Genomic DNA, 26,228 nt, shown 5'->3' with positions numbered 1-26,228 from the left:
GCCCCGATTGCGTTGCCGACATGACGCGCCTCCCATGCTGGAATGCGCCTAGCCGCGCTGGCCCCGCACCATCTGGAGCACGCGTCGCTCCCCCGTCAACCGGCTGCGCAGCCGGCGCTCCTGATAGCGGCGCTTGACGAGATAGATCGGGCGCCCCTTGGCCTCGTCGTAGATGCGGCCGATGTATTCCCCCACCACGCCCAGCCCGATCAGTTGCAAGCCGCCAAAGAACAGCAGCAGCGACAGTAGCGAAGCGTACCCCGGCACATCCACGCCCAGGACCATGGTGCGCGCAATGATGTAGCTGCCGTACACGAATGCCAGGCTGGCAATCGCCAGACCGATATACGTCCAACTCCGTAGCGGCCAGGTGCTGAAGCTGGTGATGCCCTCCAGCGCAAAATTCCACAGGCGCCAGCCGGAGAATTTCGACTGCCCAGCGCTGCGCGCCTCCCGCTCGTACGGGACGATGACGGTGTTGAAGCCCACCCAGGCAAACAGGCCCTTCATGAACCGGTGGCGCTCGGGCAACTGCTTGAGCGCATTGACGACGGCACGGTCCATCAAGCGGAAATCGCCAACGTTCTCCGGTAGCTTCAGGTCGGACAACGTGTTGTGAACGCGGTAGTACGCCGCAGCCGTCACGCGCTTGAGGAAGGTATCGCAGGCGCGGCTGGCGCGCTGTGCCAGGACCACTTCCGCGCCCTTCTGCCAGTGCGCCACCAAGGTGGGAATCAGTTCCGGTGGGTCCTGCAGATCGGCGTCGATCGGAATCACGGCGTCGCCCAGTGCCTCGTCAATGCCGGCCGTCAGCGCCGCTTCCTTGCCGAAGTTGCGCGTCAGGTCGATCACCCGTACGCGCTCGTCCAGATGCGACACGGCGATCAGCTTCTGCAGCGTGTCATCCTTGCTGCCGTCGTTCACGCACACGATCTCGAACTGCGTGATCTCGATCGACTCCAGGATCGGCACGACGCGTGCAAAGAAGGACTCCAGCGCCTCGCCTTCGTTGTAGAAGGGCACCACCAGCGAAAGCAGTTGGTTTCTCTTGTAATCCGACATCATTGTTCTCCCCGTCCAAGGCGCCACGGCACGCGACTGTGCGGCGCGGTGCGTGTGCGCTCAAGATGAATGCGGCGCGCGATATGCGCCAGGGCCAGCAGCAATACAACCGGCATCAGCTGAACGCCGATTCGGTCAATCAGAAGCATTCCGCCCAGCGGCAGAAGCCACAGCAGGATCAGCCATTCACGTTCGCCAGGCAGCCACCCGTCGCGCCATGCGTAGGAGGCCAGCCAGGCGATGGCCAGACCGAGGAAGGCCAGGTCGTAGTCGTACAAATAGGGGCTGGCGAGCATGCTGGCCGTCAGGACGGCAGCGGCGCGCAGTGCAAAGCTGCACGGCCGGCCCCATGCATAAGCAACCACAGCGCAGGCCGCCACTACCCCCAACCCGTGCAGCGTGTAGGCCAACACCACCCCACCGTGCAGCATCTTGGCCATGGCAAAGAGGGTCGGCATGCGTTCAAGGTGCACCGCGCCGGATTCCACGACCGACCGCGCATACGCCGCGTTATGCAGAAATGCGATAAACGACTGTGGACCAAACGCCACCAGCGCCAGCCCTGCCAGCGCCAGCGAGGTCAGTGCCATTGCAATCAACGCTGTCCATGCTCTCGCGCACACCAGGGCAACGGGAAACATCAAAGCCAACTGCGGCTTCACCGTCAGCAGTGCCAGCAGCATGCCTGCGGCAATCGGGCTGGCGGGCCGCCTGGGCCGAGGCGAATGCAGCAGCGTGAGGGCCAGGCCAGCACACGCCGCCAGCAACAGTGCGTTCTGCCCGGTGGCGAGCACGACTGCAATCCCGGGGAACGCGGCGCAGGGCAACCATGCCTGCGGCCACGGCACGATCCGGCTGACCACCCAGAGGAAGCATCCGACGCTGACGCCCAGGAAGACGAGTACAGCGAGCCCATACGGCAACAGCCCGAACGGCGCGACGAAGGGTAGGAACGTTGGCGGGTAGAACCAAGGCAGCCAACCCTGGGTGGTCGCCACCAGTGGCACGGTTGCCAGTTCCAGGCTATGAAGTATGGCCACATCGTAGGCAGCGAGCGGGTGCCCCTGCAGGACCAACTGCGCGGCGCTCCAGAACACCAGAAAATCGCCGCCCAGCGGAAAGACGCCCGAGACCTTCAACACACTGGCACGGACAGCCCAGATCGCAAAGTACGAGACGTAGCACGCCAGCGCGGCCATCGAATACACGCGCAGGCGGTCCGGGCCCAGCCAGTGGCGCGCGTCCGCTGCAGTTGCTTCGGGGGTCCTGTGCTTGAGCAGGTTCCAAGCGGTGGCCATGGTGCCCCTCACATCCGCGTTGCCACGCGGCGCACAACAAGCGCCATCATGACCATCAGAACCAGCGGCCCGATCTGCGGCAGCTTCAGGTAGGGATTGGCGTGCTCGTAGAGCGGTAACAGCCAAGCCACCACGAGCAGCGTTCGCTCGCCGCTCGACAAGCCATTGCCACTGCGCTCACGCACGCCGTCACCCACCACCCCGGCAATGGCAACACCCAGCCATGTCAACTCGTAGTCACGCAGATACGGCGACACCATCAGCGTGGCAATGGCCAGCGCAGCGGCACGCAGCTCAAACGCCGTCGTCCGCCGCCAGACATAGGCCATCGCGCCGGCCATCGCCAACGCGACCAACGCCTGTACGGCGTAGGCGCCCGTCACGCTCGCCCCGGCCAGCCGGGCGGCGGCAATGGGCGTTGGCATGCCCCACCACAGGTTGGCGCCGCCTTCGATAAAACTCGTCCGCACCCATTGCGCATTGGCAAGGAACGCCGGCACCGTGCGCCAGCCACACACCAGCACGCTCACGCAGGCAAACGCCACCGTCGTCAGCAGCGCACTGGCCAGTGCCCTCCATGCACGCGAGACCACCAGCGCCAGCGGGAACAACACCGCCAGCTGCGGCTTGATGGCCAGCACACCGATCAGCACACCCGCAAGCACAGGGCGCTTGTTCAGGTGATACACAGCGGCCCCCGCCAAACCCGCCGTCAACAGCGCGTTCTGGCCCGCAAGAATGGTGATGAGCGTGGCCGGCGCAGCCAGCACGGGCAGCCACACCCCTTGCCGCCAGGGGTGCTGCGCCCCCACCAATGTGCTGATCGATCTGAAATAGAAGAGCCCCGTGCCCGCGAGGAATAGCAGATAGCTCACGGTCAGCGGCAACAGTGACAGTGGCAAGACCATCAGCAGAAAAGTCGGTGGATAGAGCCAGGGGAGGATCAGTTCGGCGCCCTTCCCCAAGGTTCCATGCTCGGTAATCACCGCGGTGAGTTGGCGCACGTCGTAGGCCTGCAGAGGCCCCTGCGTCAACGCGAGATGGGAAGCCCCCCAGAACGCCGAGAAATCCGTTCCCGGGCGCGCCACCGCCGCATCGGCAAAACCCTTGCTTGTCCAGGCCCAGCCAAGCAGCAGCGCACAGAACAGAACCAGCACCGCACCGCTGTAGGCGCGTACCCGGGCCAGGTTGACCCAGTGGCCAGCGGCATCCCCATCCGCCGCACGAACCGCAGCGGCGGCGCCCGTGGCTGGTAGACGCACAGATCTCTGGCTCATGCTGCTCCTCGCGTCGGTTCCGGGTGGCGCGCGGCACATGATGGCTGTGCTGCGTCGAGTGGGCTTCATCACGCGCGACAGCTTCGCGCTGCGTGCGGGTCTTAGAGCCCAGTCTTGTTCGCGCACTCGGATAAGGCAAGGCAGGGCATGCGCCTGGCGGTCAGTTTTGGCACCGCTCGATCGGCAAAATGGCATCGACGTTTCAGCGCTGAAGCGTGAGGACATTTCCCCCAATGCGTTGTGGCGACGGCCTTGCTGCGCGCAACCCCATGAGAGCGGCGCCAGGAGGATCGATCAACGTTTCCATCCGGAAACGTCGCCCGGCGATGGGCACACCCCCGGCTAGGGCGCGGTGGAGGGCCTCATGCGGCCCCCCAGCCGACGCGGCGGCGATTTCCACCATCCACTACGCCAATCCCCCACCCGTCCATTTGTATGAGAGCCCCCTTGCGCTGCGTCATCCCTACGTAGCCTCATCCAAATCGACGTGCCACGCCACGCGTTTCCCCCTGGCAACTCCTCGGCCCCGGAATGCGGGCATCCGCCCTCCGGCACGCACCGCGACACTCCCGAATTTCCTGCAAAGCCTTGTCGCACATGGAAGTGCGTGGGGGTGGCCCGGCTCTTGCCTATGCCAGTTCGCAGGACATCATCACCGCCGCCTTGAACGGGGAGCAGCAGGTTCGCAGCAGACGGCGAAGCAAAACGGAATCTCCAATTCAGAGCATCGAATTGAACAAGGGATCGAAACCCATGCCGACTAACAACACGCCTACATCGCCCGTACGGGACAACACACAGCGCAGCGCCGCGCGCTGTGTGTCACCTGAGTTCCTGCGGGCAGATGACAGCAGCGAGGGCTGCTGGCCGTTCCATGCCTGTGCCATCTGTGCGCCGCCGACATGACCTCTTTCGCTTTGGCTTTTCGAACGCGCATGTTTTCCCACTGAAGGAGATTGTCATGAACTACCTCAACGCACTCAAGCACTTCGCCCGTGATGAAGATGGTGTGACCGCCATCGAATACGGCCTGATCGCCGCCCTGATCGCTGTCGTGATCATTGCTTCGGTCAAGCTGGTCGGCACCAACCTGAGCACCGTGTTCAACAACATCGCCAACGCGCTCTAAGCGCGCAGATGTTGCAAACGCGTGGCTCATTGCATCCGACTGAAACGCAATGCACGTCAAGCGAAAGCAGGCGTGGGTCGCCATCAACCTGGCAACCCACGCTCCAGCAACACAAGGCAGAACTTCTGCCTCTGGCAAAGGGAGATTGTGATGAACAGTTCCAGCACGCTTCTACGGCAGTTCCTGCACGACGACCAGGCGGTCACTGCAATCGAGTACGGCCTCATCGCCGCCTTGATTGCCGTGGTCATCATCGCCTCGGTTCAACTCGTCGGTACGAACCTGAGCACGGTGTTTTCCACCATTGCGGCCGCGCTCTAAAGAACCGCCAACGCGATCAGCTACCAGCGCTATGCAGGAGACCAGCATGCACAAGCCCATCAACCCCAGGAAGTGGCTGCGCGACGATCAGGGCGTGACATCGATCGAGTACGCGCTGCTGGGTTCGCTTATCGCAATCGTCATTCTCGCCTCCGTCATAGCGCTGGGTAGCAGCGTGAAGTCGCTCTACGAAATGATCGCTGCGGCCATGCCGTGATGCCGCACAGCACCGAACAACAACAACAACAACAACAACCTTTGCAAAACCCGACCCCATCGAACTGAACACGCACCCACACCAAAGCACCCGAGGACACCATGAACGACGCCACCCTGCTCTCGCCAATGATCGGCCCCGTTGCCATGGGCGTGGCGCTGACTGCGGCGGCTATCGACGCGCAGCATCGCCGTATCCCGAACTGGTTGACCTTCGGTGCGTGGCTGGTAGCGCTGCCGTTGCAGGTGTTGATCCACGGCATCGGCACTGGCGTGCTGGAGTGGACGTCCGGTTGGCTTACGGGCCTGGTGATCTTCCTGCCCTTCTATCTGCTGCGCGGCATGGCTGCGGGCGACGTCAAGCTCATGGCCGCCGTGGGTGCGTGGCTGGGTGCCTTCATGGCCTTTGAGATTGCGCTGGCCACGTTCGTGATCGGCGGCGTCTGGGCGTTGGCATTCACCCTTCGGCACAAGCGCATGGCGCAACTGCGCCGGAACCTGCGCGATGTTCTGTTGACGTCGGGACAGATCAGCCGCGAAGCGGGGGCGCCCACGCCGCAAGCCGATGCGTCCTGGTCGGTGGGCACCCTGCCATACGGCGTGGCGATTGCCGCCGGCACGATTGCTGTTCTGTTTGTGTCGGCTTGATGACCCCCATTTGCACACCTCGACGCGCACTTCCTATCCACTCGGCCAAACGGTGACGAAAATGATTGGAGACCCAAAGATCGAGCACACAGCATTCGGGCATGCCCAGCATGCGCCGCGCGCGCTCGAAGCTGTGCCGCTGCCTACGGGGTCGGATGCTGTCCGGCGCGAGCCCGCCGCCCCTTGGCACATCCTGCCGCGCACCGTCGCCGAAACCGGTTTGGACATCGCGCTGCTGCTCGGCCTGCTGATGAAAGTGGCCTATCTGCATCGCAGCGCTACGCTGGTCATGCTGATGGACACCATCAAGCTGCCCGCCATGGTCATCAATGAAGTTGCCGCCTACGCTGTGCGCGAGCGCATGCTGGAAGTGGCCCACAGGGGCGCGAACGATCTGGACGTGCGGTTCCACCTGACCGATGCCGGCTATGTGCGCGCCGCCGAATTTACCGCGCGCTGCAGCTATGTCGGCGCCGCGCCCGTCACGCTGGAGGCCTACGTTGAATCCGTTCAACGGCACTCCATCCAGTTCGCCTCGCTGTCCAAGACCGATGTCACCGCCGCCTTCAGCACGTTCGTGATGCCGCCGGACCTGCTCGACGACGTCGGCGTGGCGCTCAACACGAGCCGTGCGCTGATGCTCTATGGCCCTGCCGGTGGCGGCAAGACCTATCTCGCCCAGCACCTCGGGATGCTGCTGCCCGGCACGGTGCCGGTGCCGCACGCCATCACCATCGCCGGCGAAATCATCCAGATCTTCGACCCGCTCGTACACGTGGCACAGGAAGACGATGGCGCTCCTGTTGTCTCCACTGCCCGCCGCCCGCTGGACCGCCGCTGGCAGATGTGCCATCGGCCCGCGGTGCTCTCGGGCGGCGAACTCACCCTGGAGATGCTCGAGCTGCGCTATGACGGCACCACCGGCTTCTACCAGGCGCCCCCGCACATGAAGGCCAACTGCGGCATCTACATCGTCGATGACCTGGGCCGCCAGCAAGTGGGCGTGAGCGAGTTGCTCAACCGCTGGATCGTGCCGCTGGACCGCCGCGTCGACATGTTCTCGCTGCGCAACGGCGTGCGGTTCTCGGTGCCGTTCGATGTGTGGCCGGTCTTCTCCACCAACCTCGAGCCTGCCCAGCTTGGCGACGATGCCTTCCTGCGCCGGCTCGGCAGCAAGCTCTATGTGGGGCCGCTTTCGGTGGCCGACTACCGCGAGGTCTATCTGCGCGCCGCGCTGGATCTCGGTCTGCAGAACGCAGCCGCTGCTTTCGACTACCTGCGTGAAACCCTGCACGGCGGCAGCGGCAAACCGTTGTTGGCCTGCATTCCGCGCGATCTGCTGCGCCTGGTGGCGTCCGCCGTGCAGTACCACGGCGGGCCCTCCGAGGTGACGGAAGACGCGCTGCGCCGGGCATGGCAAATCTACTTTTGTTCGCACACGGATTTCAAGGCAACCGATTCCATGAGTGCGGGCACGGGCTGGCGGCAAGACATGCAGGCTCGCACCTGAACTTTGCATATCCGATCCGCTTTATTGGACTCAGAAGGGGGAACTCATCATGAAAAACGCGCGTGCAATCGTGATGCTGGTCGTCGCATTGGTGGCGGGGATCGCGGCCGTCGTATCGGCATCACGCTGGCTGTCTCAGCAGTCATCCAGCTCCGTCAAACAAGTCGTCGTGGCCGCCAGCGACATGGACCTCGGCCAACCGCTGGGCAACGAGCAGTTGCGCACGGTCAGCTGGCCCGCCGGCAGCCTGCCACCGGGCACGTTTGACGATCCCAAGGCGCTTCAAGGTCGTGTCGTGCGCGCGAGTGTGCAAAAAGGCGAACCGATCCTGGAAAACAAGCTCGCGCCCATCGGCACTAAAGGCGGTCTGTCTGCGGTCATCGCAGAAGGCAAGCGCGCCATCACCGTACGTGTGAACGACGTGGTGGGCGTGGCGGGCTTCGCACTGCCGGGCAACCTGGTCGACGTCATCGTCAACACCAACGAAGACGCGAAGAGCGCAAACAACAATAACAACAGCATCTCCAAGATCGTGCTGGAAAAGATCCTGGTGCTGGCGGTCGCGCAGCAGGTGAGCCGGGACGATACCCAGCCCAAGGTCGTCAACGCGGTCACGCTGGAAGTCTCGCCCGATCAGGCAGAAAAGCTGGATGTGGCACGCAGCGTGGGCACGCTCTCGCTGGTGCTGCGCAATCAGGTCGACGTTGCCGCCACGGCAACCGGCGGCGCCACGAAAGGCACCTTGCTGGGTACGCCTGCAGCCGAGCCCGCACCGAAGGTCGTGATGGTTAGCGCCCCGCGCGCAACGGCCAAGGTGCACCACGTTGCGTCAGGCACGGTCCGGCAACGCGACTGCATCGGTGTGCTGGCCGGCGTGCAAGGCAGCATGGAATGCTTCTGACCCACCGCACCTGACAGTCCTTCAACACGCATTGCAACGTAGAGGTTAACCAACCACAGCGTATCAACCGCATTTTCATCTTGTGCAGCAGACCCTCGGGGGGGAGCTATGAAGACGAACCAAAAAACCAATGTCGCCACTGTCGCGCTACGTCGCGCACAGGTCCTCGGCAGCACACGCATGCTCGTCCTGGCGAGTGCCGCCGGTGCCATGCTCTGCATGCCGCCGCACGCGACAGCACAAACGGCCATGGAAGCCGGTGCCGTAGCCAAGTCCACCACGGCGCCGGTCGTGATGCAGTCTCGCGGCGGAGTCTCCGCGCCGATGCAGATGACGATCAGCATGAACCCGGCGCTGGCGACCGCGCCGGCGGCTGACGTACGCGGCCCGAACTGCACGGGCGCCGTGCGCGGCGAGAGCAGCGTGGTGGTCCCGGTTGGCAAGTCTTTGCTCATCTCGCTGCCGGAGCCGGTACGCAACCGCACCCTGGGCAATCCGGGCGTGGTGCAGGCGACCATGGTGTCACCGCAATCCATGTACCTGCTCGGCCGTAGCGTGGGCACCACCAACATGATCGTGCAGGGCCGCAGCGGCGCTTGCAGCATCGTCAACGTGGTGGTCAACGCAGATGCCGGCGGCTTGCAGACCTCGCTCGCACAGTTGATGCCGGGTGAATCGAAGATTCGCGTGATGACCGCGGCAGACAGCCTGGTGCTCGCCGGCAACGTGTCGAGTGCACAAGCCGCACAGCAGGCCATGGAAATCGCGCACGCCTATGCTGCCTCCGCTCAAAGCGGCGCAGACAAGGGCGGTGGCGCGGCCGGTGCACTCGGCGGTGGCGGAGGCGGCAGCAGCGGCGGTGCGCCGGTCATCAACATGATGATCGTCGACACGCCGCAGCAGGTCATGCTGGAAGTCAAAGTGGCCGAAGTGTCGAAGACGCTGCTCAACCAGCTGGGCTCGGCACTCAATGTCCAGGGCGGATTCGGATCCTGGAGCGGGGGTCTCCTGACCTCGCTGCTGACCGGCTCGTCCACCGCGTTGTTCGGCAACAAGGCGAACAACAGGCCCTTCCAGGTTCAGCTGGACGCGCAGAAGAACGACAGCCTGGTGAAGATCCTTGCCGAACCGAACCTCGTCACGCTCAGCGGGCAGGAAGCGAGCTTCCTGGCGGGCGGCAAGATCTACATCCCGGTGGCGCAGAGCAGTTCCTCGGGCGGCGCACCCACCATCACGCTGCAGGAAGAGGAGTTTGGCGTTGGGCTGAAGTTCACGCCAACCGTGATGGCCAATGGCCGCATCAACCTCAAGGTGGCGCCGGAGGTGTCGGAACTGTCGCCCACGGGCGCAACGGTCACGGGCGCAAACACGAACGGCCAGACCATCCTGCCGCTCATCACGACCCGGCGTGCTTCCACGACCGTGCAAATGCGCGACGGCGAAAGCTTCGCCATCGGCGGCCTGCTGCAAGACAATGCGCGCGGTTCGCTCAAGGCATTGCCTGGCGCAGGCGAGATCCCGGTCCTGGGCACGCTGTTCCGCAGCACGCAGTTCCAGCATGATCTGACGGAGCTGGTCATCGTCATCACGCCACGGCTGGTGCAGCCGATGCAGGCCGCATCGGTTCCGTTGCCCACGGACAGCTTCTCCACGCCCAGCGACCTCGCGGTCTACATGACGGGCAACATGGAAGGCTCGGGTACCAAGACCCGCACGGCCAAGCCGGCAGGTGCTGCGGCAACTCCTGCCGCCCCCGCACCCGCGCCAAAGATGCCCGCACAGGCACCGAGCTCGCAGGCACCCGTGCCAGCCCCGGCTGCGCCCGCACCCGTCGCTCCGGCCGCGCCCGCACCGCGCACTGAGCTGAGCACGGTCGCGCCCACGCAGCCCGCGAACGATGCGCCGGAAACGCCAGCCCCAGTTGCGGAAACTGCGCCCACGCCCACCGTCACACCTGCCCCGGCGCCCACCGACGACAACGCTGCACGTGTCGCCCGGATCGAAGCCACCGCAGCGCGGTTGGCCCAAGCCAGGAACAAGACGCAAGGCCGGCAGACGGCGGTGGCCGATACGACCACAACCCCGCAGACACGCTGACCCCGGGAACCATGTGGAGAGATGCCATGAACACCAACTTCAAACGCCTGCAACGTGCCGCACTCGTGATCCTGGCTTGCCAGGCCCTGACTGCCTGCATGACCACGACACCCTTCTGGGACAAACACTTCGGCGAGGCCGTCACCAGCGTCAAACAGGCGCAGGTGATCAATCCCGACGCACCCGCCGGCCTGCCCGCGCTGGATGGCTACGACGGCAAGGCCGCCGTGGCCGCCATGAGCAACTACGACCGTTCCATGACGCGCTCCCCGGCTGGCGGTAGCGGCTCGGGCGCCAGTGGATACGGCGGTGGCGGTGGTTTCGGCGGCGGTGGTTTCGGTAGCGGCATGTCAGGCGCCTTCTCGCGCTGACTGGGAATGGCGGGGGCCCGACCGGCTCCCGCCATCGCAAGCCTGATACCACACCGGCCCATCCGCTGCGCGATGCAACGCCATACAGAACACACGACCGAACGGGGAACTTTGCCATGCTCAAGATCTTGATTGCGTCCGAAGACGGCGAACGCCTGGCGGACCTCGCACGCCTGGTAGCCGCCGCCGGTAGCTACCAGGTCATGCGCCTGCAGGCCGCGCCCGGCAGCCTGTCTACACATGCCTGCCAACTGCGCGGCGCCGATGCGCTCATCATCGACCAACCCAGCGGCGGCGCCAGCCAGATGCTGAGCATCGAACTGCTGCGGCAGCAGTTCTCCGATCTGCCCTGCATCCTCGTCACGCAAACCCAGGAACGCGATGACCTGATCCGCGCACTGCGGGCTGGCGTCAGCGACATCCTGACCTGGCCCCTGGAGCGCGCACAGCTCACCGCGGCGCTCACCCGGCTGGAAACCAACCACACCCCGAGAGCGCGCGAGGAAGCGCGTGTGATCGCCTTCATCTCCAGCAAAGGCGGCGCCGGGTCCAGCTTCATCGCCAGCAACGTCGGCTACACGCTGGCCACACACGCACACAAGCGCGTGCTGCTGCTCGACCTGAACACGCAGTTCAGCGACACGCACTTTCTGGTGAGCAACATCACACCGCCCGCCACGCTGGCGGAAGTGTGCGCACAGGTGGACCGGCTGGACGACGCCTTCCTGGAGGCCTGCCTGACACGCGTTGCCAGCGGCTTCGACGTTCTGGCCGGCGCGACCGACCCGATCAAGGCAGGCGAGATCAAGAAGAACAAGATCGAGTACGTGCTGTCGCTGGTGTCATCGGTCTACGACTTCATCCTGGTCGACGTCGGGCAGGCGATCAACCCGCTGTCGATTGCGGTGCTCGATCACAGTGACCAGATCTGCGTGGTGGTTCAACCGACCATTGCCTTTGCCCGCACCGGACGCCGCCTGCTCGACATCCTGCACGGCCTGCACTACCCCGCCGAGAAGCTCCGTCTTCTGGTCAACCGGCACGGCAAGCGCGACGAGCTGCCGCGCTCCACGCTGGAGCAGGTCTTCGGTCAGAAGCTTTTCCATGTGCTGCCCGACGACGCTTCGGCCGTCGACGACGCCATCTGCCAGGGTATGCCGATCACCCAGCACCACCGGCACAGCGCCATGGCCAAGGCCCTCGTAGCACTGGCCGACGTCTTCGTCACGGCACGCGAGAACGATCGCCACGCCACGCAAGAGAAAGGCTTTTCATTGGGCAAGCTTTTCACGCGGGCCAAGACGTCGTCTCCAAACATTGCCTGACTTTCTTCTGTCGATTCCTCCTGCCAGACGGAGCCCATCATGTCGATCCGCGAACAGCTATCCCGCCCAGACCCTGCGCCGCTGTCCATGAACGGACACGCGCCACATCACCACAAGGTGGCGGGCCACCCGGCCTACCGGGACTTCAAAAAGACCGTCCACGAAGTCGTGCTGGACCGCGTGGACCTGGAGCGGCTCGCCCGGTTTCCGAGCGAGCAGGTGCGCCACGAAATCAGCACGCTGGTCAACAACATCATCGACGAGGAAAAGCTGCTGCTCAACGATACCGAGCGGCGCCAGATGACCACCGATGTGTATGACGAGATGTTCGGCTTCGGCCCCCTGGAGCCGCTGCTGCAGGACCCGACGGTGTCTGACATCCTGGTCAACACGGCCAAGCAGGTCTACGTCGAGCGGCGCGGCAAACTCGAACTCACCGACGTCACCTTCTACGACGATGCCCACCTGATGAAGGTGATCGAGAAGATCGTCTCGCGCGTGGGCCGCCGCATTGACGAAACCAGCCCGATGGTGGATGCGCGCCTGCCCGACGGCTCGCGGGTGAACGCCATCATCCCGCCCTCGGCCATTGATGGGCCCCTGCTGTCGATCCGCCGGTTTGCCACCAACCCGCTGCAGGTGTCGGACCTGATCGATCTCAAGACACTCACGCCGCCCATGGCCAAGCTGATGCAAGCCTTGTCGCAGGCCAAGGTGAATGTGCTGGTGTCGGGCGGCACGGGCAGCGGCAAGACCACGCTGCTGAACATCCTCTCGGGCTTCATTCCGGCCGACGAGCGGATGGTCACCATCGAAGATGCCGCTGAACTGCAACTGCGCCAACCGCACGTGCTGCGCTTGGAAACGCGTCCGCCCAACATCGAGGGCAAAGGCGAGATCACGCAGCGTGCACTGGTGCGCAACGCCCTGCGCATGCGGCCCGACCGCATCCTTCTGGGCGAAGTGCGCGGCGGCGAAGCGCTGGACATGCTCAACGCCATGAACACCGGCCACGAAGGGTCGCTCACCACCGTCCACGCCAACACCCCGCGCGACGCACTCACGCGCATGGAAAACATGGTGAACATGGCGGGCCTGAACCTGCCGCCCAAGACGATCCGGCAACAGATCGCCTCAGCCATCACCGTGATCATCCAGGTGGCGCGGCTGACCGACGGCCGTCGCAAGGTCATCAGCATCCAAGAGATCACCGGCATGGAAGGCGATGTCATCAACATGCAAGAGATCTTCACCTTCCAGCGCACGGGCATTGCGCAAGACGGCTCCGTCAAGGGGCACTTCCGCGCCACGGGCGTCTATCCGAAATTTGCTGAACGGCTGCGCGTGTTCGGGGTGGGCTTGCCAGACGAGACCTTCGACCCGGCAAGGCACTTCGAGGCTTGAGGGCGGCACAGGAACAGTCAGCCCGATACCCAAAAACGGGGGCACCCTAAATGAACGAAATCTTCTACGCCTTCGCCATCCTGCTGTTCGCGGCGGTCGTGCTCTGCATCGAAGGGATCTACCAGTGGTGGAACAACTACCACGGCCCCGAAGCCAAGCGCGTTGATGCCCGCATTCGAGCATTGTCTGCGGGCGGACACGTCGGCGCCGAGCAGCTCTCGATTCTCAAAAAGCGCCTGCTGAGCGAATCGCCGCACTTCCAGCGCTGGCTGATGAGCCTTCCGCGCGTGAGCGTGGTGGATCGCTGGCTGGAGCAATCCGGCAGTGCCTGGTCGGTCGCGCAACTGGTGGGGTACACCATCGTGGTTGGCGTCTGTGTGCTGATGCTGGGCGCATTGCTGCCGATTCCATTCAGCATCGTCGCGGTGTGCGCGGTGTTCGCGTCGATGCTGCCCGTGCTGCATATCGCCTCGCTGCGTCGCAAGCGCCTCAAGAAATTGGAGGCGCAGCTTCCCGACGCGGTCGACATGATTGCGCGCGCACTGCGTGCCGGGCACTCCTTCGCCAGCGCGCTCGGCATGGTCGGGCAGGAAATCAAGGCGCCGATGGGTCCGGAGTTCCATACCACCTTCGAAGAGATCAACTACGGTGTGCCGCTCGACGAGGCATTGACCAACCTCGCCAAGCGCGTGCCGGTCAATGACCTGCGCTACTTCGTGATCGCCGTGCTCATCCAGCGCGAGAGCGGCGGCAATCTGGCGGAGATCCTCGACACCATCGGCAACCTGGTACGCGAGCGCCTGAAGCTGTACGACAAGATCCGCGTGCTGTCTGCCGAGGGCCGGTTGTCGGCATGGATTCTGGGCCTGCTGCCCTTCGCCACGGCCGGCATGATCCTGATCGTCAATCCGGACTTCATGAAGGTGCTGTGGACGGACCCGATGGGTCTGAAGATGATCGGCCTGGCGCTGCTCAACATGGTGCTCGGGCTGATCTGGATGCGAAAAATCATCCGCATCCGGGTCTGATGCAGACGTTGCCGACCACCTGACAACGTGACCTCGTTTTCTTGGGGGGAGACGATCATGCAAGCCATCTATTTCAATCAGTACTTCATCCTGGCCCTGATCTTCGTGGCCGCCTTTGGCGGCGCGCTGGGGCTGCTGCATCTGTTCTCTCCGAACCGCAACCGCGGCCGGATGCAACAGATTGGCGGCCACACCGTCGAGACGGATCTGACCGGCGGCGCCGACCATGCCTGGGTGGAAAAACTCGCCACGTGGGCCAAACCGGTCTCACAACTGTCGTTACCGAAAGACGGTTGGGAAAACTCACAGCTGCGCCTGCGCTTCATGAATGCAGGCTGGCGGCAGGCCTGGGCGCCGTCGCTGTACTTCGCCGTCAAAACGGTGCTGGGGCTCGCCTTCCCGCTGGTGGGGCTGCTGGTGGTGAGCAATTGGCCGGGGCACCACGACCAGGAATTTGTCCTCGCCATCCTCGGGCTGCTGAGCGCCATCGGCTACTACCTGCCCAACGCGGTGCTGGCGCGCAAGGTGGAGCACCGCAAGCGTGCTGTGTTCGAAGAGTTCCCCGACATGCTCGATCTGCTCACGGTGTGCGTGGAGGCTGGGCTTGGCCTGGATGCGGCCATGATGCGCGTGGCGGATGAACTCGCCTTGCGCTGCCCGGTGATGGCCGAGGAGATGCAACTCACGCTGTTGGAGCTGCGTTCCGGATTCGCCAAGGAAAAGGCGCTGACCAACCTGGCGCTGCGCACCGGCGTGGAAGACGTCGATCGGTTTGCATCGATGCTGATTCAAGCCGATCGCTTCGGCACCAGCCTCGCCGACTCACTGCGCGTGCTGTCCGACATGCTGCGCACCAAGCGCCGGATGCTGGCCGAAGAACAGGCTGCGAAGATTGCGCTGAAACTGCTGTTTCCGCTGATCTTCTTCATCTTCCCCACGCTGCTGCTGGTGTTGCTCGGCCCAGCGTTCATCCAGATCTACCGTGTGCTGCTGCCGACCATGACGGGCTCAGGAAGCTGACACACACGCGCGGAGATCGCTGGTCGTAAAGGCCCCCGGACTATCACCTGGCGTATGCGCTGGAGCGGTGGTCCTGTTCCCGGACGCGCGCCGGGTTTTTTCCTTTTGGGTTTTGGAGAGTTGGGGGCAGTGGTGCATCGGCTTCGGCTTGGGTTTTGGGGTTGGTGGTGCATCCCTGGTTTCATCCCTTGCCGGGGCGGGCCTTTGTGGTCCATCCCCTGCCGGGGCTGACTCACTTTCTTTGTCTTGCCAAAGAAAGTAAGCAAAGAAAGGCGCGCCCGAGATGGCGAAAGACTCCTTGAATTTCTGTCGCAGGGAGGGGAAGGAGCCAAACTCGCTTCGCTCAGACAAGGCTCCTTCCTTTTTTCCTCCCTGCAACAGAAATTCAAGGCGCCATCTGGGGCAAGAACGGCCACACCGTCGCGGAGCCGTCGGCACTGGCTCCCTGACTCGCGGCGTTGGTTCTCTGGGTGCTGATGTTGACGCTTTGAGTGCCAGCGATGGCTGTTCGAGCGTCAGCATTGACTCTCGGAGATCCGACACCGACGCTCCGAGACTTGGCGCTGCTCTCTAGAGTCCCGATGTTGACGCTTTGAGTATCAGCGTTGGCTCTTTGAGCGTCAGCACCGGCTCTTGGACACCCGACGCTGACGCTTCGAGGTTCGACGCTGGCTCCATTGGGTCCCCAATGTTGACGCTTTGCGTGTCAGCGCCGGCTCTCTGAGAGTCAGCATCGGCTCTTGGAGGTCCGACACTGACGCTTCGAGACTCGGCGCTGGCTCTCTGGGGTCCAAATGTTGACGCTTTGCGTGTCAGCGCTGGCTCTTTGAGAGTCGGCATCGGCCCTTGGAGCCCGGGCGTTGACGCTCTGGGCTTCGACGTTGGAGCTTCAAGCATCAACGCTGAGGCTTTGCACTTCGACAGGACCAAGAATCACAGCGCCACGGGACAGCCCACCGACGGTGTGGCCGTACCCTGCCCTAGATGGCGCCTTGAATTTTCGTAAGCGGGCGGAAAAAAGGCCGGGAACTGTCTGAGCGAAGCGAGTTTTCCCGGCCTCCGCCCGGTTACGAAAATTCAAGGAGTCTTTCGCCATCTCGGGCGCGCCTTTCTTTGCTTACTTTCTTTGGCAAGACAAAGAAAGTGAGTCGCCCCCGGCAGGGGGTGAAACGGAGATGGACCAACAAGGCCCGCCCCGGCAGGTGATGAAACCAGGGATGCACCACCCACAAAAACACACCCCCACAAGAAATGAAAAAGGGATAGACCACCAAGCCCATCCCTCAGAAAAAACCAACAAACCAGACCAACAGCGAAAAACAAAACCTCAAGAACAAACACTGCTGCTATTAGGATCCTGCCCCATGATCTCCCGCGGCAAGTAGGTAGAAAACCCCGGCACAGCAAGATTTGAGAATCCAATCCAGGTCGCCGGCGAATACGGCGCCACCGTCATCCCCGTCACGCTGACAGCAACGCCACCGCAACTCGTGGCATCGCAGCTCGCGCTGACTGCACCACTGGTGTCATACCACTGCACCGACACATTCGCGGCCTTGAGCGTCGGCAGAATGGTCTGCATCTTGCTCAACACCGATGTCGACCCCTGCCCGCACACCACCGCCTGCCGAGCGCCCCAGCGTGTCGCCTCGCCCACGGCGTTCCAAGTAAAAAGAATGCGCCCAAAGTCGAGGATGCCAAGCAGCACCGTGAGAAAGAGCGCCACCACAAGGGCGAACTCGACCGCCGTCGTACCTTTCTGATGCTTATTCATAGGACTGCCTCATGGTCACTGAGATGTTCCCGAACGGGAACGAAGTGATCGACCCGCTCCCGCCGGCATAGAAGCGCAGGAACGCCATCATGTCGATGACCGGATTGAACGTGTAGCCCGAGATCGTGACGGTGACGGTATTGATCGCCGGGTTGGTGCCTTGCGCGATGTTGGAGGTGCAGCCCGCATTGGACGCATCGCAAATGGACACCATGCTGGACGTCAGCCCCGGCACCAGTGGCGCCTGTGTTTGGGCGACCGTGGGCGTGCCGTAGACGGCCAGGTTGGTTGCGGTGGTATAGGACGTCGCGTTGCCGGCAGCTTGCGTGCTCAGGTAGCGAGTCGCGTCTCGCGTCGCCTTGGCCAGCGTGTTGTACGTATAGATGGCCCGGCCGAATTCCGTGATCCCAAAGGTGATGGCCAGCAGCAGGCTGAGTGTGAGAGCCAGCTCGACCAGTGCCACGCCATGTTGTCGTTGTCGCGTCTTCATGGCTCGCTCCTATTGCACGAGTGCCGGAACCAGCGGGCCCTTGACACCACCCGCCAGGCCACTGGGTGAGCATGGGCTGCTGGCGCTCCCTGCATTGCCCAGGAACTCGAACTGCGGCGTGTTGTGAACACCGTCAATCGGCTGCAGCATCAACATGCAGGCGAAGTTGACGATCTTCGACGCGGAAGACAGCACCGGCACGAGCACGATGCGCCGATTCGCACCGTAGGTGGCGAGATCGCCGCTGCTCCCGCTTGTCGCCAGGCTCTTATAGCCGCCCTTGACGTTGAGCCCGGTGATCTTGTCCCCGCCGGTGACGCTCGTACCGCTATCGTCGTAGTTGGCGTAGGCGAGCCGCTTGTTCTTGAAGTTGGCTGCGCTCTTGTCCGAACCCGATGCCGGCGTGCCGCTGTATGCGTTCTGCGGCACCGTGTTGGTCCAGTTGGTCGACGTGTAGGAGTAGCCCGTGAAATCTGGCTGCTGTTGCGACGCGCCGGACTTGTTCTTGTAGATGCCAAAGCGGGCGTTCCAGTTATCGTCAACCGAGACCTTCGCACCGGGCGTGCCGAGCTGGTCGCCGATCTTGGAGTTGCAGTAGCCCTGATCCATTTCGGTCTTGGTCTCGCTGGCACTGGTGGAGCCATCAAGGTTGTACCAGCCCATCTCACCGGGCGTGGTCGAGCCACCGGCATACAGCATGCTGACCCACTCCCCAATCTGGAAACCGTAGTTGGGCGCGGTTCCACCGGTTTTCGGGATCAGCCCCACTGGAATGGGGCACGTGCTCTGTGCGTGCACACGCGTGGCCACGGCCAGCGCAGCCACCGCATTGCTGGTGGCGCCGCCCACGAACTTGATCAAGCGCGCCGTGATCCCGCTTTTGGAATGCGTGCACTTGACATAGCTCGACGTGTTGGGCGCCACGCCGGCCGCGCTGTATGCGCCGTTCAGTGCGGTGCTGAACGTGATATCGGCCCCCGTCAACGATGCGGACGAGGCTTGATAGACAACGCGGTTGGCGTTGGCCGCCGTCACCCCCGCATTCGTCGCCCGTGTCAGCGCATCGGAGGCGCCATCGAGCTCCTGGGCCGCCGACAAGGCACAGCTATCCACCGCCGACTGAAGCTCCGTCTTGGCCACGAACAAGCCGCTCAAGTCGATCACCAAACCCGCCATTCCGAGCAACACGGCAAGCATCAGGCCGACCATCGGGAGCACCGCCCCTCGTTCTCTCTGCTTGGTATACGCGCGCATATGCCTTCGCCTCCGCCGGTATGCATGGCTATCGGGCGTCGTACTGACTGCCTGCGGCGACTCGCCGGTCGCTTGCAGGTTTCCCCGTCCCTTATCGTCAGTTGTAGCTGCCGCAAACGCAGTCCGAAACTGGCCGTAGGTATGATTCAGCGATGAAACGCGAAGCCGCCTGGTGGCTTGCATCCCGGGCGGTTTGTGCAGGCAGCCCATGTGGCCCTCCGCTAGCGGAACGTCCAGAACCGATGCAAGACAAAGGTGAGCGGCGGCACCACCGACAGGATCGCCGCGAGCCCGATCCAGTAGTTCAGGCCCAACGTCTGGGCCAGCCACGAGATCGCGAGCGTCAGCGCCAGGCAGAGCAATGAGACGGCATAGAAGCGCAGGAAATTGGCGCGCCCGGGCTTGGCCGAGAAGCTCCACAGCGCATTGAGCAGGTACGAGCAGACGTTGGCGCAGACAAACGCCACGCCATTGGCCGTGACCTGAGAGGCAGAAAACCCGTTGATGAGCGTGGTGGCGATGGCCACGTGCACGCCGGTGGCGACCACACCGGAGACCCCGAAGCGGAACACGCGGATCAGCATCATGCGATCCGGCAACCGTTGTGCAAGCGTTGGCGGCAGCACACCCGCCAATGCGTTCATGACGCCCGATTCTGCGTGTCGCATGATGTCCCCCGTCCCTCTGCGATCATTCTTGGTGGCGCAGGCGGGGGGAGAAATCGATCAAATGGATGACGTGGCTGTCGGGAATCGGATGAGCGGGTGATGCGGGACGCGCGGTACGTCACTCCGCATCGCTACGATCGCTGCCGCCGTGGGTGCGGTCAAAACGGCGCAGCGTGTCGATGCGCTCGCGCGTGAGCGGGTGCGACGAGAAGAACGCCGAAGCGTCGTCATCGTTGGCAGCATCGGCTTTCTTGTCGGCATCAGGCTTGTGCGTGCCGCCATGCGTGTCTTCCAGCGCCTGCAGCACGTCGGCAAAGGCGCCGACCGACAGGCCGTTGTTCTGCAGCAGCCGCGCGGCGTAGCGGTCGGCATCGCGTTCGTAATCGCGCGAATAGCGCAGCGTCAGCATCGCTGCCGGCACGCCCGACAAGATGGTCGACACATCCCCTAAGAGCAGCGCCGCCGTCGCCCCAATGGCCGACGACTGAATCACCTGCCGCAAGCCATGCTGGTTTTCCACATGGCCGGCTTCGTGCGCGAGCACACCTGTGAGGCCATCGCCCTCGCCCACCAGCTTGACCAGCGCATCCGTCACGATGATGTCGCCGCCGGGCAGCGCAAAGGCGTTGGCGCCGATCACGCCATCCCGAAACACGATGTGGTACGTGTACGTGGCCCCCGGGTCGCGCAATGCATTGAAGCGCGCGCGAATGCGGTCTTGCTGCGCGACGGGCAGCTTGCTCGGTGTGAGCCAGCGCTCGTCCATGGCGGCCAGCGTGCTGCGGCCAAGCTGCGCTTCCACGCGCTGCGGCACCATGCGCGCCGCCACTTGCGCCGCCCACGGCAAGCCGTAGCGATACCCCAGCACCAGCACCGCCACCATCACCACCAACGCGCCCAGCGCCAGCTTCCAGCTGTTCTGCGCGCGCACGATCCAGCCTTCGTGGTGCCCCGTGCGATGCAGCAGCGCGTTGAGCGCAACTTGCTCGGCGGGGTCGCCAATCTCGGCAAAGGCGCCGTCCGCAAAGGTGATGAGCCGGGGCGCGTGCTTGACGCGCTCTGACACGCGCAACGTGTCGAGCGGTGCCCGGCGCAACAGCGTGCCGTCGGTGCTGTACAGCAGCGCCTCGCCCGCCTCGACGGCAAGGCGCACGGGGTGCGCACGCGAAGTGTGGCCGTCGAAGTAGGTGGCGAGGATCACGGCGCTTAAGTAGTTACAGAGCGATGTCGATGTCGTACCAGTCGACCGCTGCGTCGCCCAGCGCGCCCACCTTGGTGCTTTCTCCAGCCACGAAGGTATCGAGCGAACCCGCAGCCAGCAGCGTCACCGAACCCAGCTTGTAGCGCGCCGTACGGACACGCGCAAACGGTGTGAACAGGCCGACGGTGATGACGGTCAACACCGCATTCGACACGAAGATCCAGAACAGCTTGCCGGCACCAACCTGACTCTGGAAGCGGTTCGCACCCAGCGTGGTGTGGTTCCAGATCACGTTCTGCAGCTGCGCCATCACATACGGCGTCAGGAACAGCAACGATGCATACAGGAAAATCCCGACCGCAATGAGGCCGAGGATCTGGCCCGGGCCCGGTGCGCGCACCAGCGACACGCCCAGCGCCATCGACAGCAGACCGGCCACCACCACCGCCAGAATGGCCAGCCCGAACGCGCGCAGATAGATGCCGTAGAAGTTGCCCGGCGTGGCCGAAAAATCGAACGCCGCCGTGCCGAAGCGCGTGTTGCGATGCTGATAGCGCTTGAAGCGCTGGTGCGCCAGCGGCGCCAGCAGGTACAGCGAAAACACGCTCAGGATCGGCCACACCAGGAACACCATGTAGCCCTCGGCATCCTTGCCCGTGAAGGCGAAGCGCAGCCCGCGGTAGCTGGAATTGGCCATGCGGAAACGCAGCGAGCGCACCAGCAGCCACGGAAACGCGGCCGCCATCAACGCCAACAGCACCAGCCCCACCAGCGGCGACGAATGGCCCAGCAGGTTGAACGCCACCGCCAGCACGAAGATGATCGCGCGGCCCTTGAGAATGGCGTAGGGGCTGCCGTGGTAGTCGAAGCTCGATCCGTCGAGCTGCGTGTTGCGGTAGAAATACTGCAGCGTACGCACCTTCGCCCAGGCGCCGTAGATCCCCACGGTGACGATGGTCAGCAGCAGGTTGACGATCCAGATGCGGAAGTATTCCGAGCCACTGCCGGTAAAGCGCAGCCGCAAAGCTTGCGGGGCAGCCGGAGCTGGGGCGCTGCCCAGGATGGGCTCGCGTGCGATGTCGTTCATTTGATTTCCCTTCCCTGTGTTGTTGTCATGCCCGCATGGAAACCAAGGCGCGCGGGTGGGCCGATTGTAACGACCTCGCTGCGATGCAACGTTTACAGCCTGTTAATAAATCGTCCGGCACACGGTCAACCAAAGGGCAGAAAAAGGGCAACAAAAAACCCCGCAGGCTTGCACCCACGGGGTCTTTTGTTCGGAACAGCCATCCGGAAGGGATGGCCGGGCCGGGTTGCCGGACAGGCAAATTACATCATGCCGTCCATGCCGCCCATGCCACCCATGCCGCCCGGCATTGCCGGAGCTGCATCGTCCTTCGGCAGTTCTGCCACGGCGCAATCCGTGGTCAGCATCAGCGAAGCAACCGAAGCAGCGTTCTGCAGCGCGGTGCGGGTCACCTTGGTCGGGTCCAGCACGCCCATTTCCACCAGATCACCGTACTCGCCGGTGGCGGCGTTGTAGCCGTAGTTGCCGTTGCCTTCGATGACCTTCGACACCACAACCGAAGCCTCGTCGCCAGCGTTGGTGACGATCTGGCGCAGCGGCTCTTCCATGGCGCGCAGCACGATCTTGATACCGGCGTCCTGGTCAGCGTTGGCACCCTTCAGGCCGGAGATCAGCGCACGGGCGCGCAGCAGTGCAACACCGCCACCCGCCACGATGCCTTCTTCCACGGCAGCGCGCGTTGCGTGCAGCGCATCTTCCACGCGGGCCTTCTTTTCCTTCATTTCGACTTCGGTGGCAGCGCCAACCTTGATCACGGCAACACCGCCGGCCAACTTGGCCACGCGCTCTTGCAGCTTTTCACGGTCGTAGTCCGAGGTCGCTTCTTCGATCTGGGCACGCACTTGCTTCACGCGGGCTTCGATGTTGCGGGCATCGCCAGCGCCATCGATGATCGTGGTGTTTTCCTTGCCGATTTCAACGCGCTTGGCTTGGCCCAGGTCGTTCAGGGTTGCCTTTTCCAGCGTCAGGCCGACTTCTTCAGCGATGACTTGGCCGCCCGTCAGGATGGCGATGTCTTCCAGCATGGCCTTGCGGCGGTCGCCGAAGCCCGGAGCCTTCACAGCAGCCGTCTTCAGGATGCCGCGGATGTTGTTGACCACCAGCGTTGCCAGGGCTTCGCCTTCGACGTCTTCAGCGATGATCAGCAGCGGACGGCCAGCCTTGGCCACTTGCTCCAGCACCGGCAGCAGGTCGCGGATGTTGCTGATCTTCTTGTCGAACAGCAGCACGAACGGGTTGTCCAGCTGGACAACTTGCTTTTCCGGGTTGTTGATGAAGTACGGCGACAGGTAGCCGCGGTCGAACTGCATGCCTTCCACGACATCCAGCTCGTCGGCCAGCGACTTGCCGTCTTCCACGGTGATCACGCCTTCCTTGCCGACCTTGTCCATGGCTTCAGCGATGCGCTGGCCGATGGATTCGTCGCTGTTGGCCGAAATGGCGCCAACTTGAGCGATTTCCTTGCTGGTGGTCGTCGGCTTGCTGATCTTCTTCAGCTCTTCGACGGCGGCCGTCACAGCCTTGTCGATGCCGCGCTTCAGGTCCATCGGGTTCATGCCCGCGGCAACGTACTTCATGCCTTCGCGCACGATCGACTGGGCCAGCACCGTTGCGGTGGTGGTGCCGTCACCGGCGTTGTCGCTGGTCTTGGAAGCGACTTCCTTGACCATTTGCGCGCCCATGTTCTGCAGCTTGTCCTTCAGCTCGATTTCCTTGGCGACCGACACACCGTCCTTGGTCACGGTCGGGCCACCGAAGCTGCGCTCCAGCACCACGTTACGGCCCTTCGGGCCCAGGGTCACCTTCACTGCGTTGGCGAGAATGTTCACGCCTTCGACCATCTTGGCACGTGCGGCGTCGCCGAACACTACGTCTTTAGCTGCCATCTTGAGAATCTCCGAGATCTTTGGATGTTGCCCGCGCGCCCTTAAGCTGCGCCGGCAATGAGGATTGGGTTACAGGTAAGCCTTGCGAACGAGCGCGTGCTTACTTTTGCACCACGGCCATGATGTCTTCTTCGCGCATGACCAGGACTTCCTGACCATCCACCTTGACGCCCTGGCCGGCGTACTTGCCGAACAGCACGCGGTCGCCGACCTTGACGTCCAGCGCGATCGCATTGCCCTTGTCGTCTTTCTTGCCCGGGCCGACGGCCAGCACTTCGCCTTGATCCGGCTTTTCAGCGGCGGCGTCAGGGATGACGATGCCCGAAGCGGTCTTGGTTTCGTTGTCCAGGCGCTTCACGATCACGCGGTCGTGCAAAGGACGCAGGTTCATACACAACTCCTCAATGCAAAGTGAGTGTTTATTCACAAAACGCGCCGCAAGACGCGGCGCATCGGGAAAGCATCGGGGGTCGGAGGCATTGTTAGCACTCCTGCCCGGCGAGTGCTAATTATAGGGACGGGGTATTACGATTTCAAGAATGGGGAATGCCCGGAGGGGGTTGTCGAGATTCACTCAATTTGGAACTTTGGTCACTCAATGTGGAACTCTCGGGCGCAGATGTACACAATCCTGGCCAACAATCTCTTTAATTTCAATGGCTTAGAGTTCACTAGAGCGGTCTGACACAACGCGCTGACTTTCACCCGGCGCTGCATTTCTCGGCTGCGGAGCGTTCCTGCATCGCCAATGAAGCAGGCCCGCAAACACGGGTTTTCCCTGAAGAGGAGAGCCGCCGGTGCGGCCGGGATACCGGCCAAACCTAGCTCCATGCCACCTTAGTGACCTATTTGCCACTTATATCCAATAGCGCGGCCGCCGCGCTGATCCATCCGATTCGCAGCGTCGCCCTCTGGCAAATTTGGCCAGCGCTCGCGTCTAGCCGGATGGAACGCTCCAGAAGATCGGAACCGCCGACTGAATACCGATGACTGCGAGCGAGAACAAGATGACGGACGCAGTCAGAGAGTGGTCCGACAATCCGAGTACCGCAAGAGAGATCGAGCAGACGATCGCAGGAAGTGCGAAGTGCCAGCGCCGCTCCATCTTTCGATCGGAATGAGCACCGTTGAACCACATGCCAGCGCCGGCAAGAAGGCTTGGGCCACCAATGAGGAGTTCAATATCAAAGGCCGAGTAGGCAAAGAGCCGGCGCTCCTTCTGCTGACCATGCTTAGTGCGCCCCGTACGAGGACAGGCAACACAAACGCGCGCCCGCAGTTGCAACGATACGTTGTAGCCTGGCAGGCGCTAGACCTTTCATGCCTGATAGGCAGCAACGAATGCCTTCATAGCGCGCCTTGCGATAGATTCGAGTTGGGTTGGCGGCACGTTATCGAGTGCATGCAGCAGAAACTTCAGCAACAGCTCCGACTCCAGTAGCCCGCACAGATGCGCAGCAGCCACTTCAGGGTCATCGCGACGCAGTTGACCTCTTTCCATGGCGGAGGCTAGAAATTGCGTTGTCAGGTCCATGTACGGCTTCACTGCCCTCGCATATATCGTTGCCCCCAACTTGCTATCGGCAGGGGTGGAAAAGACCAGTCTGCGAAGCGCCTGAAAGCGCGACGAATACACCGTTTGCAGCAGTCGCACTCCAAACGCGAACAGCAAGTCTTCTATGGATTCTGCTGAGGCATCTAGCTGTTCGAGAACTCCGCCTATTTCCTGTGCTGTAGCGGCAATGATGACTTCGTAGTACAGCTCTTCCTTCGACTCGAAGTAGCTATACAGCGTGCCCTTGGAACACTTGGCACGCTCGCTGACGTGGGACATTAGGGTTCGCTCATAACCCTGTTCGAAAAACACTTCCGTGGCGGCGCTCAGCAACTGCAGCCGCTTCTGTTCCGTCTTAGTCCGCACTGCTCCCCCTTTGTCGAACTCGTGAGTTCGATTTTGCCCGAGCGATGGTACACTTCAAAATCGAACTCATTGGTTCGATTTTAGACTAGGAGGAAATCAATGTCGGATATGGACCACATTCGTAAACCCAAGCCTCTGCGGCTGTGGGACACATACGCCTTCCCCGCTGTGTACTTCGCCTTGTTGGGAGCGATATTTCTTATCCTCTATTTGGCCTCGCTGTGGAAGCACGCTTAACGTGTGGGTAGCGCTCCACCTTGCTTTTTTTTTCGTATCCAAATAGCCGGCCGAAGATGCGACTAATAGGATGAGGCGCCCCAACTCCGTCGGGCGCGCCTTT

The 26,228-nt window shown here is 62.9% G+C and carries 24 protein-coding genes; 12 read left to right on the top strand and 12 right to left on the bottom strand.

From position 1 onward, the window contains the following. Positions 1-48: 48 nt before the first annotated feature. Genes ACS7SF_RS13950 through ACS7SF_RS13940 form a run of 3 tightly spaced genes read right to left on the bottom strand, consistent with a single transcriptional unit; the run spans position 49 to position 3,637 of the window. Positions 49-1,062 carry a glycosyltransferase family 2 protein gene (locus tag ACS7SF_RS13950; protein WP_439890337.1) on the bottom strand — a complete coding sequence of 338 codons (1,014 nt, stop codon included), beginning with the start codon at positions 1,060-1,062 and terminating at the stop codon, positions 49-51. Further along, positions 1,062-2,360: a glycosyltransferase family 87 protein gene (locus ACS7SF_RS13945; protein ID WP_439890336.1), complete on the bottom strand. Its 1,299-nt coding sequence runs from the start codon at positions 2,358-2,360 to the stop codon at positions 1,062-1,064. Before ACS7SF_RS13945 ends, ACS7SF_RS13950 begins: the two co-directional genes overlap by 1 nt. Positions 2,361-2,368: 8 nt before the next feature. Next, positions 2,369-3,637, bottom strand: a complete 1,269-nt coding sequence (locus ACS7SF_RS13940; protein WP_439890335.1) for a glycosyltransferase family 87 protein — start codon at positions 3,635-3,637, stop codon at positions 2,369-2,371. A gap of 961 nt (positions 3,638-4,598) precedes the next feature. Here ACS7SF_RS13940 and ACS7SF_RS13935 point away from each other — a divergent pair. From ACS7SF_RS13935 to ACS7SF_RS13880, 12 genes are all read left to right on the top strand, one after another. After that, the gene (locus ACS7SF_RS13935) at positions 4,599-4,766 is read left to right on the top strand and encodes a Flp family type IVb pilin (protein WP_426397348.1); all 168 of its coding nucleotides are present in this window, start codon (positions 4,599-4,601) and stop codon (positions 4,764-4,766) included. 150 nt (positions 4,767-4,916) lie between these two features. Further along, the gene (locus ACS7SF_RS13930) at positions 4,917-5,087 is read left to right on the top strand and encodes a Flp family type IVb pilin (protein ID WP_439890334.1); all 171 of its coding nucleotides are present in this window, start codon (positions 4,917-4,919) and stop codon (positions 5,085-5,087) included. Between the two features lie 46 nt (positions 5,088-5,133). Beyond that, the gene (locus ACS7SF_RS13925; RefSeq protein WP_439890333.1) at positions 5,134-5,304 is read left to right on the top strand and encodes a Flp family type IVb pilin; all 171 of its coding nucleotides are present in this window, start codon (positions 5,134-5,136) and stop codon (positions 5,302-5,304) included. Between the two features lie 101 nt (positions 5,305-5,405). Continuing rightward, complete coding sequence (locus ACS7SF_RS13920; protein WP_439890332.1) at positions 5,406-5,951, top strand: A24 family peptidase; 546 nt, start codon at positions 5,406-5,408, stop codon at positions 5,949-5,951. Positions 5,952-6,012: 61 nt separating this feature from the next. Further along, positions 6,013-7,461: an ATP-binding protein gene (locus ACS7SF_RS13915; protein WP_439890331.1), complete on the top strand. Its 1,449-nt coding sequence runs from the start codon at positions 6,013-6,015 to the stop codon at positions 7,459-7,461. A 49-nt stretch (positions 7,462-7,510) separates the two neighbouring features. Further along, positions 7,511-8,362, top strand: a complete 852-nt coding sequence (gene cpaB, locus ACS7SF_RS13910; protein ID WP_439890330.1) for a Flp pilus assembly protein CpaB — start codon at positions 7,511-7,513, stop codon at positions 8,360-8,362. A 108-nt stretch (positions 8,363-8,470) separates the two neighbouring features. Further along, on the top strand, positions 8,471-10,459 hold the full coding sequence (locus ACS7SF_RS13905; RefSeq protein WP_439890329.1) for a type II and III secretion system protein family protein: 1,989 nt from the start codon (positions 8,471-8,473) through the stop codon (positions 10,457-10,459). Between the two features lie 26 nt (positions 10,460-10,485). Then, a complete protein-coding gene (locus tag ACS7SF_RS13900) occupies positions 10,486-10,830 on the top strand; it encodes a hypothetical protein (RefSeq protein WP_439890328.1) in 345 nt (114 codons plus the stop codon). Between the two features lie 116 nt (positions 10,831-10,946). After that, complete coding sequence (locus ACS7SF_RS13895; protein WP_439890327.1) at positions 10,947-12,155, top strand: AAA family ATPase; 1,209 nt, start codon at positions 10,947-10,949, stop codon at positions 12,153-12,155. Between the two features lie 39 nt (positions 12,156-12,194). After that, complete coding sequence (locus ACS7SF_RS13890; protein ID WP_439890326.1) at positions 12,195-13,559, top strand: CpaF family protein; 1,365 nt, start codon at positions 12,195-12,197, stop codon at positions 13,557-13,559. Positions 13,560-13,609: 50 nt separating this feature from the next. Beyond that, entirely contained in the window at positions 13,610-14,587 is a 978-nt protein-coding gene (locus ACS7SF_RS13885; protein ID WP_439890325.1) for a type II secretion system F family protein, read from the top strand. A 57-nt stretch (positions 14,588-14,644) separates the two neighbouring features. Further along, positions 14,645-15,607, top strand: coding sequence for a type II secretion system F family protein (locus ACS7SF_RS13880; RefSeq protein WP_426397329.1), 963 nt, complete (start codon positions 14,645-14,647; stop codon positions 15,605-15,607). Positions 15,608-16,934: 1,327 nt separating this feature from the next. Here ACS7SF_RS13880 and ACS7SF_RS13875 read toward each other — a convergent pair. The 9 genes from ACS7SF_RS13875 to ACS7SF_RS13835 form a co-directional block, all read right to left on the bottom strand. After that, the gene (locus ACS7SF_RS13875) at positions 16,935-17,381 is read right to left on the bottom strand and encodes a TadE/TadG family type IV pilus assembly protein (RefSeq protein WP_439890324.1); all 447 of its coding nucleotides are present in this window, start codon (positions 17,379-17,381) and stop codon (positions 16,935-16,937) included. Continuing rightward, positions 17,374-17,871 carry a TadE/TadG family type IV pilus assembly protein gene (locus tag ACS7SF_RS13870; RefSeq protein ID WP_439890323.1) on the bottom strand — a complete coding sequence of 166 codons (498 nt, stop codon included), beginning with the start codon at positions 17,869-17,871 and terminating at the stop codon, positions 17,374-17,376. The genes ACS7SF_RS13875 and ACS7SF_RS13870 overlap by 8 nt, the downstream gene beginning before the upstream one ends. 9 nt (positions 17,872-17,880) lie before the next feature. After that, on the bottom strand, positions 17,881-19,125 hold the full coding sequence (locus ACS7SF_RS13865) for a pilus assembly protein TadG-related protein (RefSeq protein ID WP_439890322.1): 1,245 nt from the start codon (positions 19,123-19,125) through the stop codon (positions 17,881-17,883). 221 nt (positions 19,126-19,346) lie between these two features. Next, complete coding sequence (locus tag ACS7SF_RS13860) at positions 19,347-19,793, bottom strand: GtrA family protein (protein ID WP_439890321.1); 447 nt, start codon at positions 19,791-19,793, stop codon at positions 19,347-19,349. 118 nt (positions 19,794-19,911) lie between these two features. Then, positions 19,912-20,994, bottom strand: a complete 1,083-nt coding sequence (locus tag ACS7SF_RS13855; protein ID WP_439890320.1) for a M48 family metallopeptidase — start codon at positions 20,992-20,994, stop codon at positions 19,912-19,914. Positions 20,995-21,007: 13 nt separating this feature from the next. Then, on the bottom strand, positions 21,008-22,081 hold the full coding sequence (locus ACS7SF_RS13850) for a YjgN family protein (protein ID WP_439890319.1): 1,074 nt from the start codon (positions 22,079-22,081) through the stop codon (positions 21,008-21,010). Between the two features lie 242 nt (positions 22,082-22,323). Continuing rightward, positions 22,324-23,967 (bottom strand): chaperonin GroEL, encoded by a 1,644-nt coding sequence (gene groL / locus ACS7SF_RS13845; protein WP_426397318.1) that lies wholly within the window; start codon positions 23,965-23,967, stop codon positions 22,324-22,326. A gap of 100 nt (positions 23,968-24,067) precedes the next feature. Then, entirely contained in the window at positions 24,068-24,358 is a 291-nt protein-coding gene (gene groES, locus ACS7SF_RS13840; RefSeq protein ID WP_009238929.1) for a co-chaperone GroES, read from the bottom strand. A 927-nt stretch (positions 24,359-25,285) separates the two neighbouring features. After that, positions 25,286-25,888, bottom strand: a complete 603-nt coding sequence (locus tag ACS7SF_RS13835; protein ID WP_439890318.1) for a TetR/AcrR family transcriptional regulator C-terminal domain-containing protein — start codon at positions 25,886-25,888, stop codon at positions 25,286-25,288. Positions 25,889-26,228 lie beyond the last annotated feature (340 nt).

This window comes from Ralstonia sp. 25C, from assembly GCF_051904805.1.
In the GTDB taxonomy this organism is placed as follows: domain Bacteria; phylum Pseudomonadota; class Gammaproteobacteria; order Burkholderiales; family Burkholderiaceae; genus Ralstonia.
This window is presented reverse-complemented; position numbering and strand designations above follow the sequence as displayed.